Source organism: Thauera butanivorans NBRC 103042 (assembly GCF_001591165.1).
GTDB classification, from domain to species: domain Bacteria; phylum Pseudomonadota; class Gammaproteobacteria; order Burkholderiales; family Rhodocyclaceae; genus Thauera; species Thauera butanivorans.
Map to the genome: position 1 here is coordinate 20,365 of NZ_BCUG01000056.1, position 14,673 is coordinate 35,037.

Consider the following 14,673-nt stretch of genomic DNA (forward strand, 5'->3'; position numbering starts at 1 on the left):
ATCTGGTTGCCTTCATGACCGACAAGTCCCTGCTCCGCGCCCGCAATTTTCCTTCTGCCGAGGACGAAGCCCGCGCAGCGCAGCCGCACAGCCGCTACGGCGGCCCCGGCGGCTCTTTCCGCATGGCTTTCACCGACACCGATTTCCTGCTGCGCGAGGAACTGCGGCCGGTGCGCCTGCAGCTCGAACTGCTGAAGCCCGAGCTGATCCAGCAGGAGCAGGGCGTGGAATCGACCGTGGTGGTGTTCGGCAGTGCCCGCTTCAAGGCGCCCGAGGTGGCCGCGGCGATGCTGGTCGAGGCACGTGCCGACGGCGACGAAGAAGCGATCCGCAAGGCCGAGCAGATGGTCAGGAATGCGCGCTGGTACGAGGAAGCGCGCCGTTTCGCCGAGCTGGTGACGCGCGAAGCCGGAGCGCTCGGCGAGCCGGTCATCGTCGCCACCGGCGGTGGCCCGGGCATCATGGAAGCGGGCAACCGCGGCGCCCACGAGGCCGGCGGGCGCAGCATGGGCATGAGCATTTTCCTGCCTTTCGAGGAAGCGCCGAACCCCTACATCACGCCCGAACTGTGCTTCCAGTTCCACTATTTCGCCATCCGCAAGATGCATTTCCTGATGCGCGCGGTGGCGCTGGTCAGCTTCCCGGGCGGGCTGGGCACGCTGGACGAGCTGTTCGAAGTGCTGACACTGACGCAGACCGGCAAGATCCGGCGCCGGCCGATCGTGCTGATCGGGCGCGAATTCTGGCAGCGGCTGATCGATTTCGACGTGCTGGTCGAGCACGGCGTGATCAGCCCCAAGGACAAGGATCTGTTCCATTACGCCGAGACGGCCGAGGAAGCCTGGGACGTGATCAAGGCTGCCTACCAGGGCGACAACCCCGCGCTGGTGGCGCGGCAGATGAGAGGGAACTAAGAATCCAGCAGGTATTCGCGCAGTGCGACGGCGTTGTTGTGCTCGGTGTCGTGCGCGGCATGGAGCAGCGTCAGCACCGGCTGGGCGGCAGCCAGTTCGCGCAGCGTTGCCAGCGCTTCGGCGGCCTCGCCGTGGTCAAGCTCCTCGGCGTAGCGGCGGCGGAATTCGTCCCAGCGCGCCGGATCGTGGTTGAACCAGTGGCGCAGTTCGGTCGATGGCGCCAGTTCGCGCAGCCAGTGGTCGAGTGCCGCGGCGTCCTTGCGCAGGCCGCGCGGCCACAGCCGATCGACCAGCACCCGGCAACCGTCGGCGGGCGAGGGCGGTTCGTAGATGCGTTGAGTGCGGATGTCCATGTCCTTGGCCTCGTGCATGAAATGGGAAGGCGGTGGATATTCGTCGTTCAGTATAGGCGACAGGCGGCTGTGTGCTGCCGGCGAGTGCCTGGTGTAAGTCGGTTCAGCATGATTATTTCTTCCGCATACCTTCCTCTATGCGACCTGATTTGAGACAATGCCTCACCCTCTGGCTGAGCTTCTTCGACACTGATTGGGAAGGTCAAGGCGAACATTGACGGCGGGTTCTTCAAGAACGCATGTGCTATCAGAATGAGCTACGTCTTGAACAAGTGCGGCGTAAGAGTCCCGTCAATAGGAGGGAAAACCGTTTCGGGTAGTGATGGGGCACAGTACATGTTTCGTGCTTATGAAATGCATCGACTTTCAGCAGAGTGCGGAATTGCTCGAAGTGATTAGAGGTTACACCAAGTAAGGGATACGCGAAGAGCGCTGAAGAACACAATTCCCATGTATCAGAAGATGCCAAGCCAGTCTTTTGGTCTTCGGGCAGGCACCCCCAAAGCGTGACCGCGAACTTGATATGACTTCAGTCGATAGGCGTAAGAGCTGCCCCCTTCCTTGATTGTTTCCCCCGTCCTGCGGCCGGCTTGGTAACATCGCCGCCCATGTCAGCCGAACCCACATTCCTGCCCGCATCCGGCCAGTACGGCCTCGGTCTGCGCGACGTCGCCGCGCTCGGCCAGGTGTTCACGCCGGCGCCGGTGGTGCGCGCGATGCTGGCGCTGCGCCGCAATCGCGGGCGGGTGCTGGAGCCGTCCTGCGGCGACGGCGCCTTCCTGCGCCATCTGCCCGGCGCGGTGGGGCTGGAGCTGGACCCGGACCACTGTCCGCCCGGTGCGCGGGTGCTGGATTTCTTCGCCTACCCGGTGCAGGAGCAGTTCGACACCATCATCGGCAATCCGCCCTACGTCCGCTACCAGGACATTCCGGCGGCCACGCGCGAACTGATCACGCGCGGCCACCATGGGCGCTGCCTGGACGGGCGCTCGAACCTGTACCTGTTCTTCGTCGAGAAATGCCTGCGCCACCTGAAGCCGGGCGGCGAACTGATCTTCATCACGCCGCGCGACTTCCTGAAAACGACCTCGGCGGTGAAGCTGAACCGCCTGCTGGCGGAGGCGGGCAGCATCACCGATGCGATCTCGCTCGGCGATGCGCGGGTGTTCGACGATGCCTTGCCGAACTGCCTGATCTGGCGCTTCGAGCAAGGCCGCCGCGATCATGCGATGCGCTATTGCGAGATCGGCGTCGATGACGAGCTCGATGCCGCGCTCGCGGCACCGGCCTGGCAGCCGCGCCATTTCGTCGAATGCGCGGGACACCTGATGTTCGCCCGCGAGGACTACCCGCTGCGGCTGTCGCAGGTGGCTTTCGTCAAGGTCGGCGGGGTGTCCGGCGCCGATGATCTGTACACCGACCTGCTGCAGGGCAACCGCGAGTTCGTCTGTTCATCCACCGTCAGCACCGGCCGCACCCGGCGCATGATCTGGCCCGAGCCGGGCAAGCCGCCGCCCGCCGCGCTGCTGCCGCACAAGGCCCGCCTGCTGCAGCGCAAGGTGAGGGACTTCGACGAGTCGAACTGGTGGATGTGGGGGCGCATGCATCACCGCAGCGAGCGCCCGCGGGTATATGTGAATGGCAGGACGCGCGTCGCACGGCCCTTCTTCGTCCATGCATGCAAGGACTACGATGGCGCGGTGATGGCGGTGTTTCCATACCGCGAGGACGTCGACGTCGAGACTTTCCGCGATGCGCTCAATGCGGTGGACTGGGCCGACCTCGGCTTCGTCTGCGACGGCCGCTTCCTGTTCACCCAGCGCAGCCTGGAGAACGCGCCGCTGCCGGCGTCCTTCGCGGCCTTTTTACCCCAGGATTGAAGCGCCCGCTCCGGCTACGCTGGCCACTTCCAGGCGGCATGCGTGTCGCCAGCGGTATCACTGGCTCCTGAGCTGCAATCACTGCGAGCGCAAGACATCCAGATCGGCGCGGTTGCGCTCGTCGGTGTAGGGCTCGCCGGCCAGCGGCGGGTTGGCGGCGTGGCACTGCACCAGCACGTTCGACAGTGGCCGGTCGCGGAACAGCACTTCGACCGCGCAGGGGCCGTACTCGGCCTGGATGCTCGCCAGCAGGTTGCGCGCATAGGGGGTGGCGAGCTTGGTGTCGAGGATCAGATTGGCGATCAGGTGGCCGTCTTCCTTCAGCGCCTGGCGCGTGGCGCGCCAGAACTCGCGCGTCACCAGGTGGGCGGGGATGCTGGTGAGTGCGCTGTAGACGTCCACCACCACCGCGTCGTAGCGCTCGGTGCTGTTGCGCACGAAGGCGCGGGCGTCGGCGACGATGAATTCGCCGCGCACCGGCTCGCGCAGGAAGTCGCGCTCGGCGATGTCCTTGATCGCCGGATCGATGTCGACATAGGTGTAGTGGTTGAGCGGCTCGCGGTGCGACAGCGTGAAGCCGCCGGCGCCCAGCACCAGCACGCGGCGCTCGCGGAAAGCCAGTTCGTCCAGCAGCAGCGTGCGCAGGCGCTGGATGTAGCGCGCGTATTGCGGCGGCTCGGCGTTGTCGATGATCGACGCGGCGGAGTTGTTGACCCAGAACACGCGCGGATTGTCGAAGCCGTCGAGCGTGGTCGGCGCCACGCGGTAAGTGGCGTAGGCGGTCTCGGTCTGCTGCGGCAGCACCAGGTTGGCGGCGAGCGCGGCGCCGGCGGCGAGGGCGGACAGCAGCATGGCGTAGTGGCGGGCGTGGCCGGCTTCGCTCAGCAGCGGTACCAGCACCAGCAGCAGGGCGGTGCAGATCAGCACCGCGGCACCCACGCCCAGCCACTGCATCACCAGCATCGACAGGCTCACCGCGCCGAGGAAGGAACCGAGCGTGGACCAGTACAGCGCCGCGCCGCTGCGTTCGCCGGCGCGTGCATGGCGCAGCAGGTTGGTCAGGATCGGCACCGTCTGGCCGAGCAGCCAGGCCACCGGGCACAGGACGCCGCCGATCAGCGCGAACCAGGCCAGCGGCGCCGGCTGCAGATGAGTGAACAGCAACTCGGCCACCGGCCCGGACAGCCCCACCGCGATCAGCACCGCGGCGGCGAGGAAGTTGTGCCTCACCCGCGCCAGGTAGCCGCCGGCGACGCGTCCGCCGGCCTGGTAGCCGAGCGCCAGTGCGAGCAGGAAGAAGCCGATCGTCGGCGCGGTGACGGTGATCGCGCTGCCCACGTGCGGCACCAGCCGGCGCAGGGCGACGATCTCGGCGCCGAGCGAGACGAAGCCTTCGACGAAGACCAGGGCGAACAGCAGCGCGTTGGCGAGCGGCGGCCCGCCGGCGGGATCGGGGGCGAGATCGGATGGTTCGGCTGCAGCGGGCATCGGGCTCGTCGTCGCGGGTGGTGGTGGGGGGATGGTAACGCTTGCGGGTATCGCGTGCGGCTACTGCCGCGTCACGATGCGCGCGGTGAAGACGCCCGGCAGCACCAGCAGCGCGATGCCGAGCGTGGCGTAGCGCGCCGCATCGGCGATGGATTCCCCGCCTGCCGCCATCAGCGTGCCGCCGAGGGCGGAGGTGATCGACAGCGCGATGAGCTGCGTGGTCGAGATCGCCGCCGCGGCCTTGCCGCCTTCGGCAGCGTCGTGCGTGCTCATCGGGGATTCTTTCAGGAGGCGCTGCTGGCGGCGCCGAACCCATGATTCTGACGCCATCCGTCCCGGAGGTGGTGCGCGCCGGTGATGCCAGCCGCAGCGGAATCCGCTACCCTGCGCCGTGTCCCGATTTCGCACGCATCGCGTCCCCTTGCCCATGGCCCAGCCTACCCTCAAGCAGCGCAAGACGTTTGCCCTGATCCGCATTTTCGGCGGCATGGTCGCCGCCCTGTATCTGAGCTTCGTCGTCGTCACCAACCTGTTGGCAGGCCTGCCCTTCGAAGGCAGCCTGATCTTCACCGCGCTCGTCGCCGCCGTGGGCTACGCATATGCGGCCTGGTACTTGCGTGAGCTGTCGGCAGTCGCGCGCGAGGAGCGGGATGGGCGCTGAGCTGCCGCGCCGGCGCTGTGTTGCGGATGGGGCGGCGGTGTGAGCGCCGATTTCTCCCGTGCAAACCCGCCGCTCGGGTTGTCCGCCGCCGACCTCGACGAGAACGGCCTCAAGATCGGCATTTCCCCCGAGCACTTCCGCAGGGTGGCGATGCCCTTGCTGTTCGACCATCTCGACGCGCAGTGTGAAGGCACGGTGGCGGTCAACCGCCAGGCGCGCATCGTGTGGATGAGCGCCAAGTATGCCCACAAGCTCGGCATCGACGACCCCGACGCTGTCCTCGGCCGCGACATCGAGGAAGTGCTGCCGGCCAGCCGGCTGCGCGAGGTGGTGGAAAGCGGCCAGCCCAGCCTGCTCGACCTGATGCCTTTCGGCGACGAGCATTTCGTCGTCACCCGCATTCCGTTGCGTGACGATGGTGGCCTGGTGGTGGGGGCGCTGGGCTACGTGCTGTTCGACCGCGCCCGCCACCTGAAGCCATTGGTGGAGAAATACGGTCGCCTGCAGGCGCGGCTGGCCGAGGCCGAGCGTGCGCTGCTGCAGGTGCGGCGGGCGCGCTACACCATCGCCAACTTCATCGGCACCAGCGCGGTGGCCGGCGAGATCAAGCGCCAGGCGCGGCGCGCGGCCAAATTCGACGCCACCGTGCTGCTGCGCGGCGAGACCGGCACCGGCAAGGAGCTGCTGGCGCAGGGCCTCCACAATCTGTCGGCACGCGCCGCCGGCCCTTTCGTCGCGGTGAACATGGCGGCGATCCCGGACAACCTGGTCGAAGCCGAACTATTCGGCACCGCGCCGGGCGCCTATACCGGCGCCGACCGCAAGGCGCGGGTCGGCAAGTTCGAGCTTGCCAACGGCGGCACGCTGTTCCTCGACGAAATCGGCGACTTGCCGCTGCCGCTGCAGGTCAAGCTGTTGCGCGTATTGCAGGAACAGCAGGTCGAACCGCTGGGCTCGAACCAGGTGCGCGCGCTCGACGTGCGCGTGATCGCCGCCACCCACGTCGATCTCGAAGCGCGCGTCGCCGCCGGCGCCTTCCGCGCCGACCTGTTCTACCGCCTCAATGTGCTGAGCCTGCGCGTGCCCAGCCTGCGCGAGCGCCACGAGGACATCCCGGCGCTGGTCGACTACCTGCTCGACGACATCGCCGCGCGCTCCGGCCTGCGCCGGCTGGAATTGGGCGACGATGCCTTCGCCCTGCTCGCGACCCTGCCCTGGCCGGGCAATGTGCGCCAGTTGCGCAATCTGCTCGAGCGTGCCCAGCTCAGCGCCGACGACGGCCCGCTGGGGGCAGCCGCGCTCGCCGGCCTGCTCGGCGAGACGGCGGCATCGATGCAGCGGCCGGCGCACCAGCTGCACTCCGGCGCCGGGGCGGAGGGACATGGTGCCGGGGGCGAGGAGGCCGACGCTGCAGCCGAGGCCGGCGGCGCGGTGGAGCCGCTCGCCGACAGCCTGGCACGCGCCGAACGCAGTGCCCTGCTCGCCGCCCTGCACGCCTGTGCGGGCAACCGGCGGCTGACCGCCAGCCGGCTCGGCATCTCGCGTGCCGGGCTTTACGCCAAGCTGCAGCAATACGGCATCGCCCGCTGAAGCCGGGCTGCCGGCGTGAATGTCCAGAATCGTGGACGCCCTGGATTGGATTGTCCATAAAAATAGACATGTCTTGAATTCAGGACTGTTCTGGCATGCATGGATGATGCACATCCATTCATGACGAAAGAGAATAAACAGATTCGATAGCCCAATAAGCGTGCGGCTTTGCACGCACATCATGCCCCCTTCTGGTGCATCGGCACGTGCACGCCCGTCAGGCTGGCACATGCCTTGCAGAGGCTGCGGCACTGCGGCCGAGGCCGCGGCCCACATCCAAAACCACCAGGAGGAGAAACCCCATGGGCACCCTAGGCATTCTGCTGTCTCTCGTACTGCTGATGTATCTCGCCTATCGCGGCCTCAGCGTCCTGCTGCTCGCGCCGCTGCTGGCGCTGCTGGCCGTGCTGATGTCCGGCGAGGCCGCGCTGCTGCTGCCGACCTACACCCAGGTCTTCATGAAGGCGATGGGCGGCTACGTGATCCAGTTCTTTCCGCTGTTCCTGCTCGGTGCGCTGTTCGGCAAGCTGATGGACGACTCCGGCTCGGCGCGCGCGATCGCCCACGCCATCGTCGCCAGGGTCGGCAGCGAGCGGGCGATCCTCGCCATCGTGCTCGCCTGCGGCATCCTGACCTATGGCGGGGTGTCGCTGTTCGTCGTCGCCTTCGCGGTCTATCCGATCGGTGCCGCGCTGTTCCGCGAGGCAGGCATTCCGAAGCGGCTGATTCCGGGGGCGATCGCCCTGGGCGCCTTCACCTTCACGATGACCGCGCTGCCGGGCACGCCGGCGATCCAGAACGCCATCCCCATCCCCTTCTTCGGCACCGACGCCTTCGCCGCGCCGGTCCTCGGCCTGATCGGGGGGCTGATCATGTTCGTGCTCGGCACCTGGTGGCTGGGCGCGCAGGCGCGCAAGCTGATGGCTGCCGGCGAAGGCTACGGCAGCCATGCCGACGAGCCCGCCGCCGCCGACGCCGGCCCGCTGCCAGGCTTCTGGCTGGCGCTGCTGCCGATTCTCGTCGTGATCGGCCTGAACTTCCTGATGGCCAAGCAGGTGCTGCCCAACATCGATACCAGCTACCTGGCCAAGCCGGAATTCGGCGGCCTGCAGGATGCGCGCTCGCTGATCGGCATCTGGTCGATCATCGTCGCGCTCGCCGTGGCGATCATCCTGCTGGTGGTGATGCACTGGAAGCGCTGGACCGATCTGATGAAGACCGTCAACGAAGGCTCCTTCGGTTCGATGCTGCCCATCCTCAATACCGCGACCGAAGTCGGCTACGGCACCGTGATCGCCTCGCTGGCCGGTTTCGTCATCATCCGCGACCTGGTGCTGGGCATCGCTCCGGGCAATCCGCTGATCTCCGAGGCGGTGGCGGTCAACGTGCTGGCCGGCATCACCGGTTCGGCCTCCGGCGGCATGTCGATCGCGCTGAAGACGCTGGGCGCGGAGTATCTCGCCATGGCCAATGCCGCGGGGATCAGCCCGGAACTGCTGCACCGCGTCGCGGCGATGGCCTCCGGCTGCATGGACACGCTGCCGCACAACGGCGCGGTGATCTCGCTGCTCGCGATCTGCAAGCTCAACCATCGGCAGTCCTATGGCTTCATCGCCATGAACACCGTGGTGTTCCCGCTCATTGCGCTGGCGACCGTGATCGTGCTCGGCACCTTGTTCGGCAGCTTCTGACCCCGTCCGCGGAGGAGACAAGACATGTCCATCGCTCGCCATCCCATGGCCGCTTCGCTGAACGTTTCGGACAGCGGCAAAGTGGTGTCCGCCCGCGAGGCGGTACGCCTGATCCGCTCGGGCGACACGATCGCCACCGGCGGCTTCGTCGGCATCGGCTTTCCAGAGAGCATCGCCATTGCCCTCGAACAGCGCTTTCTCGAAAGCGAGGCCGCCGACGGTGCCGGCCACGGCGGGCCGCGCAATCTCACGCTGGTCTATGCCGCCGGCCAGGGCGACGGCAAGGAGCGCGGCCTCAACCACCTCGGCCACGAAGGGCTGGTCGGCAGCGTCGTCGGCGGCCACTGGGGGCTGGTGCCCAAGCTGCAGCGGCTCGCGGTCGATAACCGCATCGAGGCCTGGAACCTGCCCCAGGGCGTCATCTCGCACCTGTTCCGCGACATCGCCGCCGGCAAGCCCGGCACGCTGACGCGGGTCGGGCTGGGGACTTTCGTCGATCCGCGCTTCGGCGGCGGCAGGCTCAACGCGCGCACCACCGCCGAGCGCGTGCGCCTGCTCGAGATCGACGGCGAGGAATACCTGTTCTACAAGGCCTTCCCGATCCACGTCGGCATCATCCGCGGCACCACCGCCGATGCCGACGGCAACATCACGATGGAAAAGGAAGCGTTGACGCTGGAGGCGCGCGCCATCGCGATGGCCGCGCGCAATTCCGGCGGCATCGTCATCGCCCAGGTCGAGCGCGTCGCCGAGCGCGGCTCGCTGAATCCGCGCCAGGTGCAGGTGCCCGGCGTGCTGGTCGATTGCGTGGTGGTCGCGGAGCGGCCGGAGCACCACATGCAGACCTACAGCGAGCAGTACAACCCCGCTTTTTCCGGCGAGCTCCGCGTGCCGATGTCGGCGATCGCCGGCATGGGCATGAGCGAGCGCAAGATCATCGCCCGCCGCGCGGCGATGGAACTGCAGGCCGACGCGGTGGTGAACCTGGGCATCGGCATGCCCGAAGGCGTCGCCAGCGTCGCCGCCGAGGAGCAGGTCATCGACCTGCTCACGCTCACCGCCGAGCCGGGCGTGATCGGCGGCATTCCGGCCGGCGGGCTGAGCTTCGGCGCGGCGGTCAATACCCAGGCGATCATCGACCAGCCCAGCCAGTTCGACTTCTACGACGGCGGCGGGCTGGACATCGCCTTTCTCGGCCTGGCGCAGGCCGACCGCGAAGGCAACCTCAACGTCTCGCGCTTCGGTCCGCGGCTGGCCGGCGCGGGCGGCTTCATCAACATTTCGCAGAACGCCAAGAAGGTGGTCTTCGTCGGCACTTTCACCGCCGGCGCGCTGCAGGTGGCGGTGGAGGACGGCCGCCTGCGCATCGCGCAGGAGGGCGGCGCGAAGAAGTTCGTCGCCGAGGTCGAGCACCGCACCTTCAGCGGCCCGCAGGCGGTCAAGTGGCGGCAGGACGTGCTCTACGTCACCGAGCGCTGCGTGTTCCGGCTGTGCGGGGAAGGGCTGGAGCTGATCGAGATCGCGCCCGGCGTGGACCTGCAGCGCGACATCCTCGCGCACATGGACTTCGCCCCGGTCATCAAGCGCCCGCCGGCGCTGATGGACGCACGCATCTTCAGCGACGAGCCGATGGGCCTGCGGCGGGCGCTGCTCGAGATTCCGCTCGAGCAGCGCCTGTCCTACGACGCCGAGCAGGAACTGTTCTTCGTGAATTTCGAGGGCCTGGCGGTGCGTACCGAGGCCGACATCGCCCGCATCGAGCGTGCGGTCGAGGCCGCGCTTGCCGCAGTGGGGCGGCACGTCGATGCGATCGTCAATTACGACCGCTTCTCCATCGTGCCCGAACTCGTCGATGCCTACGTCGGCATGGTCAAGGGCCTGATGGTGCGCCACTACCGCTCGGTGACGCGCTACACCGCGAACAGCTTCCTGCGCATGAAACTCGGCGAGGCGATGGAGAAGCACCAGATCGCGCCGCACATCTATGGCAGCGCCGCAGAGGCGCAGGACCGCGTCCGCGGCGGCAGCTGAGCACCTGCGGCCGGGCGCGCCGCCGCGTACCGGTCCATGGAAGCGCTGCTGCGCCGGCCGCCAGGCGGGCGGCCGCGCCTCCAGGTCTCAGCGTCCCGAGCAATGGCCGCCCGACGCCGCCTGCCCGCTGCCGAGGGCGAAGGGCGGCGGCTCCAGGCGCACGCTGTGGGTATCGAAGGTGTCCAGCGCCACCAGCGCCAGCACCAGCAGCCAGAACACCGCGTTGACGAGGCGGAAGAGCTTCTTGCCGTTCATGGTTCTTCCTCCTCAACTGCCGATGCGGCGGCGGATGCGCACGCCGATGATCGAACCGGCGAAGGCGAGCGCGAACCACACCCAGCCGTGCAGGCTGGCCGAGGCGATGCCGCCCAGGTAGGCGCCGACGTTGCAGCCGAAGGCCATGCGCGAGCTGTAGCCCATCACCAGGCCGGCGACGCAGGCGGCGATCAGCCGGCGGTTCGACGGCAGCCTGAAGTCCGCCGGGCCGTTCCAGCGCGATGCGGCCAGCGCGCCGTAGAGCAGGCCGAGGTTGGTCACCGAGGTGATGTCGGCCAGCAAGGGCCCGGCCAGCCGGGTGGCGTGCGGCTCGACGCCCCAGAAGGGATCGCCGACCGGGCTCCAGCCCAGCGCCGAAGCGATCTTGGCGCCCCATACGCCGATGCCGTAGACGATGCCCCAGGGCTGGCCGGCGACGATCAGGTGCAGGCCGTACAGCGCCGCCAGCAGCAGCGCGCCCAGCCACCAGCGGCGTGCCCAGCGGCTGCGGCCGCGCGGTGCGTCGGCCGCGGCGGGGACGAAGCTCGCCGTGCCGGCGCGCATCACCTGTTGGGCGGCGTCCTGCGGCGTCGAGGTCTGCGACGCCATGGGCTGCGAGGCTGCGGATTGGGATTGGGCGCGGCCGGCCAGCCAGGCCACCAGGCCGCAGCCGGCAACGGTCAGCGCGAGCGCGGTGGGCCAGCCCCAGGCCAGCAGATCCACCGCCGGCAGGCCGCCGAGGGCGATCCAGCCGGGCTGGTGCGAGGCGCCGACGAAGCTGCCGAGGGCGAAGGTCGGCAGCACCGCGAAGGACAGCGGCGCCCCGGCGCCGGCCTTGTACAGCGTGCCGGAGCCGCAGCCGTCGGCCAGCTGCATCGCGGCGCCGAACAGGAAAGCGCCGAGCACCAGGCTGATCGTCAGCGGCGCCACCGCGCCGACCAGTTCGCCGCCGCTGCCGGCGATCAGCGGCAGGCTGACGGCGGCGGCGAGCACCATCAGCAGCATCTGCGCCCACAGCCCCTGCGGGTCGCGGCGTTCGATGAAATCGCGCCAGCCGGTGGTGAAGCCGAAGCGGGCGCCTTGCAGCACTGCGCCGAAACCGATCCCGAGCAGGGTCAGCAGGCCCTGGCGCACGCCGGCGGCGTAAGCCACTGCCAGCACGCCGGCCAGGCCGCCGGCGATCAGAAGCAAACGAAAGAACCAGCGCATCGCAATCACCTCTTCCGCTTACTCGAAGGCCCGCTTGAGGTCCTGCACCAGCACCGTGAAGCGCGACGGCTGGTTTTCCATCGGCAGGCCGCTCAGGCTCCAGTCGACCATCGATTCGGGGTACAGCTTCACCGCCGTGTTGCCGGCGATTTCCGACATCACGAACCAGTTCGTCGCCGCCCAGTGGCCGGTATTGCAGAAGGACACCGCCGGCCCGCTGGCGGCGCCGATTTGTGCGGCCAGTGCCTTCAGTTCCTCGGCCGGCTTCAGCGTGGTGCCGCCCTTGACGAAGAACTGGGCGTTGTCGAAGGACTGTGCGCCGGGCAGGGTGCCATAGCGCGCGGCGGCATCGACGCGGACTTCGCCGCTGAAGAAGCGCGGCGGGCGGGCATCGAGCAGCAGCGGCGCCGACGAGGACTGGATCGCGCCGGCGAGTTCCTCGCGGGTGACGATCTGGTCCTGGTCGTAGCGGTACTCGAACCGGCTGGGTGCCACTTCCGGCACGGCCTTGTCGAGCGCGCCGCCGCTGCCCGCCCACAGCCTGGTGCCGCCGTCGAGGATCGACAGGCGGTTCAGGCCGCCGACCTTCAGCGTCCAATACACCCGCGCCGCGGCACCGAAATCCGTGTGCGTGGCGCCGCCATGGACGACGACGACGTGGGTGCTGTCGTCGATGCCCGCCTTGCGCAGCAATTCGGTCAGCTTCGCTTCGGGCACGAGCTGGCCGGCGTTGCTCTGCGGGCCGCGGAAAGCACCGTAAGGGGTGTTGATGGCGCCGGGGATGTGGCCTTCGGCGTAGTCCTTGGGCGGGCGGATGTCGAGGATGCGCACGTCGGCCTGGCCGAGCAGGGGGCGCAGCTCCGCCGCCGTCAGCAGCGGCGTGTGGGCGTGCGCGGCGGCTGTCCGGGAAACGGTGGCCGGCTGGGTGCCGGCGCTCGTGTCGGCATGGACCGGTAGTGCGAGGGTGGTGCCGGCCAGCGCCAGCAGGGCGATGGTCTTGTTCAGCATGGTGCGTCCTTGGGGTCGGGGCCGGCTCATTCGAGCCGTGGCCTGTATGCAGGCTCTGGTGAGACAACTGCGGATGAGGGCGGATTCTAATGGGGAGATGAATGGCAAAAAAGGTATTTGAGATTAATTATTAAGAACTGTTTGGAATTAGCCGCAGCCTGTGGCAGCGTGCGCTTCTGCATCGGGGGATTTCGGGCGATAGTGGCGCCTTGCCGGAACTGCCTGCCCATCGCCTGCCATGAATCGAAGACATTTCATCCTTGCCCTGGCGTTTGCCGTACTGGCCGCCGCCTGCGGGCGTGAGCCCAGGCTGCCCGCGCTCGCCGACGGTGCGCGGGTGCTCGCCTTCGGCGACAGCGTGACCTACGGCACCGGCGCGGGCGAAGACGAGGACTGGCCCGCGCTGCTGGCGGCGGCGACCGGCTGGGAGGTCGTGAACGCCGGCATTCCGGGCGACACCGCGCAGGCAGGGCGGCACAGGCTGCAGGGCCTGCTCGACGAATTCGCACCGGAACTGGTGCTGGTCGAGATCGGCGGCAACGACTTCCTGCGCCGCCGCACCGAGTCCGAAGTCAAGGAGGATCTGCGCCAGATCGTGCGCCTGGCGCGGGCGAGCGGCGCGCAGGTGGTGCTGGTCGGCGTGCCGGCCTTGTCGCTGGCGGGCGCCGCCATCGGCCGGCTGTCCGATGCGCCGATCTACGCCGCGCTGGCCGACGAGGAGGGCGTCGCGCTGGTGCCCGACGTGTTCGCCGGTGTGTTGTCGCAGGCCGAACTGCGCGCCGACCGCATCCATCCCAATGCGCAGGGCTATCGCCGGATGGCGGACGGCATCCACGCGCGGCTGCGCGAGATCGGGCTGGCGCGCTGAAATTGGTGGACAGGCGCTCGAGCACGGCGATCTCGTCGGCGCTTGCCCCTGCGGTGCCGCTGTTCGTAGGCGGTGTTCCAGGCGCCCTTGACCGAATCGCCGATTGCAACCGTCGTTGGTTGCTACGATATGAATACCCTTTTTACTGAGACGCGAGTTGCTTGAGGCGCGCGACCATCGACCTCCATTCTTCGTATGGAACACGTCCGTCGATCCAATCCTGTATCTGCGCCTGTAGTTCCGGCCTCGGGTAGTGCTTGAACTCATCCAGCCAGTCTTCCGGGTCCGGCATGATGTCGAAGGTCGGCAAGTGGTCGTAGTCGAAGTCGAACTTGAACTTGAACTTGCCGTCCGGCGTCAGCGTGAAAGTGGCGGTGTACCAGGCGTGGCCGTTGTCGTGCAGTTTGGCCATTTCGGCGCGGAGTATTGGAAGAGCGTCATATCCGGGGCTGTCAATTGCGAAAGTCTTGGATTTGACTTTCGCCGAATTCAGGAAATACCCTGTTTGAACGCTATAGCACGTGATGGCCTTGTAGGAGTAGCAGGCACGAACCCAGCCCGAAGAGGGGAGTTCTCGGAGCACTGATCTTGCAATGTCTTGGTATGGATTTTGTATGGAGGCGTTTATTTTGGATTGTTGATCGTCTGAATTGATCGGTTTCCGTTGATTGTTTCGGTGACCTTGAAACTCCCCGCCCGCATCGTGTCGTCAGGATAGTTCAGTT

At 67.7% G+C, this 14,673-nt stretch carries 15 protein-coding genes; 8 read left to right on the forward strand and 7 right to left on the reverse strand.

Annotation, left to right across the window (positions count from 1 at the left end; genetic code table 11):
* The first annotated feature begins 14 nt into the window (after positions 1–14).
* On the forward strand, positions 15–914 hold the full coding sequence (locus tag TBU01S_RS18715) for an LOG family protein (RefSeq protein WP_068638927.1): 900 nt from the start codon (positions 15–17) through the stop codon (positions 912–914).
* Here the strand turns inward: TBU01S_RS18715 and TBU01S_RS18720 are convergent.
* Positions 911–1,267, reverse strand: a complete 357-nt coding sequence (locus TBU01S_RS18720; RefSeq protein ID WP_068638956.1) for a DUF488 domain-containing protein — start codon at positions 1,265–1,267, stop codon at positions 911–913. The two genes, TBU01S_RS18715 and TBU01S_RS18720, sit on opposite strands and share 4 nt — an antisense overlap.
* A gap of 213 nt (positions 1,268–1,480) precedes the next feature.
* On the opposite strand from TBU01S_RS18720, the gene TBU01S_RS25160 reads away from it, so the two are divergent.
* Together TBU01S_RS25160 and TBU01S_RS18725 are read left to right on the forward strand one after the other, a co-directional pair.
* Positions 1,481–1,666 (forward strand): T6SS effector amidase Tae4 family protein, encoded by a 186-nt coding sequence (locus tag TBU01S_RS25160; protein ID WP_369404219.1) that lies wholly within the window; start codon positions 1,481–1,483, stop codon positions 1,664–1,666.
* Positions 1,667–1,875: 209 nt separating this feature from the next.
* Positions 1,876–3,147, forward strand: coding sequence for an Eco57I restriction-modification methylase domain-containing protein (locus tag TBU01S_RS18725; protein WP_068638929.1), 1,272 nt, complete (start codon positions 1,876–1,878; stop codon positions 3,145–3,147).
* 78 nt (positions 3,148–3,225) lie between these two features.
* On the opposite strand, the gene TBU01S_RS18730 is transcribed toward TBU01S_RS18725, so the two are convergent.
* Positions 3,226–4,635, reverse strand: coding sequence for a fused MFS/spermidine synthase (locus TBU01S_RS18730; RefSeq protein ID WP_068638931.1), 1,410 nt, complete (start codon positions 4,633–4,635; stop codon positions 3,226–3,228).
* Positions 4,636–4,695: 60 nt separating this feature from the next.
* A complete protein-coding gene (locus tag TBU01S_RS18735; RefSeq protein ID WP_068638934.1) occupies positions 4,696–4,908 on the reverse strand; it encodes a hypothetical protein in 213 nt (70 codons plus the stop codon).
* A 154-nt stretch (positions 4,909–5,062) separates the two neighbouring features.
* Between TBU01S_RS18735 and TBU01S_RS18740 the strand changes: the two genes are divergently transcribed.
* The 4 genes from TBU01S_RS18740 (at position 5,063) to TBU01S_RS18755 (ending at position 10,608) form a co-directional block, all read left to right on the forward strand.
* The gene (locus TBU01S_RS18740) at positions 5,063–5,296 is read left to right on the forward strand and encodes a hypothetical protein (protein ID WP_068638936.1); all 234 of its coding nucleotides are present in this window, start codon (positions 5,063–5,065) and stop codon (positions 5,294–5,296) included.
* A gap of 39 nt (positions 5,297–5,335) precedes the next feature.
* On the forward strand, positions 5,336–6,886 hold the full coding sequence (locus tag TBU01S_RS18745; RefSeq protein ID WP_068638938.1) for a sigma-54 interaction domain-containing protein: 1,551 nt from the start codon (positions 5,336–5,338) through the stop codon (positions 6,884–6,886).
* 302 nt (positions 6,887–7,188) lie between these two features.
* Complete coding sequence (locus TBU01S_RS18750; RefSeq protein ID WP_068638940.1) at positions 7,189–8,577, forward strand: GntP family permease; 1,389 nt, start codon at positions 7,189–7,191, stop codon at positions 8,575–8,577.
* A gap of 24 nt (positions 8,578–8,601) precedes the next feature.
* The gene (locus TBU01S_RS18755; protein WP_068638942.1) at positions 8,602–10,608 is read left to right on the forward strand and encodes an acyl CoA:acetate/3-ketoacid CoA transferase; all 2,007 of its coding nucleotides are present in this window, start codon (positions 8,602–8,604) and stop codon (positions 10,606–10,608) included.
* Between the two features lie 87 nt (positions 10,609–10,695).
* Here TBU01S_RS18755 and TBU01S_RS24335 read toward each other — a convergent pair whose 3' ends face one another.
* Genes TBU01S_RS24335 through TBU01S_RS18765 form a run of 3 tightly spaced genes read right to left on the reverse strand, consistent with a single transcriptional unit; the run spans position 10,696 to position 13,080 of the window.
* The gene (locus TBU01S_RS24335; protein WP_169802983.1) at positions 10,696–10,863 is read right to left on the reverse strand and encodes a hypothetical protein; all 168 of its coding nucleotides are present in this window, start codon (positions 10,861–10,863) and stop codon (positions 10,696–10,698) included.
* Between the two features lie 12 nt (positions 10,864–10,875).
* A complete protein-coding gene (locus TBU01S_RS18760) occupies positions 10,876–12,072 on the reverse strand; it encodes a YeeE/YedE family protein (protein ID WP_068638944.1) in 1,197 nt (398 codons plus the stop codon).
* Between the two features lie 18 nt (positions 12,073–12,090).
* Complete coding sequence (locus TBU01S_RS18765) at positions 12,091–13,080, reverse strand: sulfurtransferase (RefSeq protein WP_068638946.1); 990 nt, start codon at positions 13,078–13,080, stop codon at positions 12,091–12,093.
* 238 nt (positions 13,081–13,318) lie between these two features.
* Here TBU01S_RS18765 and TBU01S_RS18770 point away from each other — a divergent pair, with 238 nt between their 5' ends.
* On the forward strand, positions 13,319–13,948 hold the full coding sequence (locus TBU01S_RS18770; protein ID WP_068638948.1) for an arylesterase: 630 nt from the start codon (positions 13,319–13,321) through the stop codon (positions 13,946–13,948).
* A gap of 142 nt (positions 13,949–14,090) precedes the next feature.
* On the opposite strand, the gene TBU01S_RS18775 is transcribed toward TBU01S_RS18770, so the two are convergent.
* Positions 14,091–14,360 carry a hypothetical protein gene (locus tag TBU01S_RS18775; protein WP_068638950.1) on the reverse strand — a complete coding sequence of 90 codons (270 nt, stop codon included), beginning with the start codon at positions 14,358–14,360 and terminating at the stop codon, positions 14,091–14,093.
* Positions 14,361–14,673 lie beyond the last annotated feature (313 nt).

Coding starts and splice junctions, on each gene's coding strand:
- TBU01S_RS18720 (WP_068638956.1), bottom strand. CDS start 1,267: ATGGACATCCGCACTCAACGCATCTACGAACCGCCCTCGCCCGCCGAC.
- TBU01S_RS18740 (WP_068638936.1), top strand. CDS start 5,063: ATGGCCCAGCCTACCCTCAAGCAGCGCAAGACGTTTGCCCTGATCCGC.
- TBU01S_RS18760 (WP_068638944.1), bottom strand. CDS start 12,072: ATGCGCTGGTTCTTTCGTTTGCTTCTGATCGCCGGCGGCCTGGCCGGC.
- TBU01S_RS18725 (WP_068638929.1), top strand. CDS start 1,876: ATGTCAGCCGAACCCACATTCCTGCCCGCATCCGGCCAGTACGGCCTC.
- TBU01S_RS18735 (WP_068638934.1), bottom strand. CDS start 4,908: ATGAGCACGCACGACGCTGCCGAAGGCGGCAAGGCCGCGGCGGCGATC.
- TBU01S_RS18775 (WP_068638950.1), bottom strand. CDS start 14,360: ATGGCCAAACTGCACGACAACGGCCACGCCTGGTACACCGCCACTTTC.
- TBU01S_RS18730 (WP_068638931.1), bottom strand. CDS start 4,635: ATGCCCGCTGCAGCCGAACCATCCGATCTCGCCCCCGATCCCGCCGGC.
- TBU01S_RS24335 (WP_169802983.1), bottom strand. CDS start 10,863: ATGAACGGCAAGAAGCTCTTCCGCCTCGTCAACGCGGTGTTCTGGCTG.
- TBU01S_RS18755 (WP_068638942.1), top strand. CDS start 8,602: ATGTCCATCGCTCGCCATCCCATGGCCGCTTCGCTGAACGTTTCGGAC.
- TBU01S_RS18750 (WP_068638940.1), top strand. CDS start 7,189: ATGGGCACCCTAGGCATTCTGCTGTCTCTCGTACTGCTGATGTATCTC.
- TBU01S_RS18765 (WP_068638946.1), bottom strand. CDS start 13,080: ATGCTGAACAAGACCATCGCCCTGCTGGCGCTGGCCGGCACCACCCTC.
- TBU01S_RS18770 (WP_068638948.1), top strand. CDS start 13,319: ATGAATCGAAGACATTTCATCCTTGCCCTGGCGTTTGCCGTACTGGCC.
- TBU01S_RS18715 (WP_068638927.1), top strand. CDS start 15: ATGACCGACAAGTCCCTGCTCCGCGCCCGCAATTTTCCTTCTGCCGAG.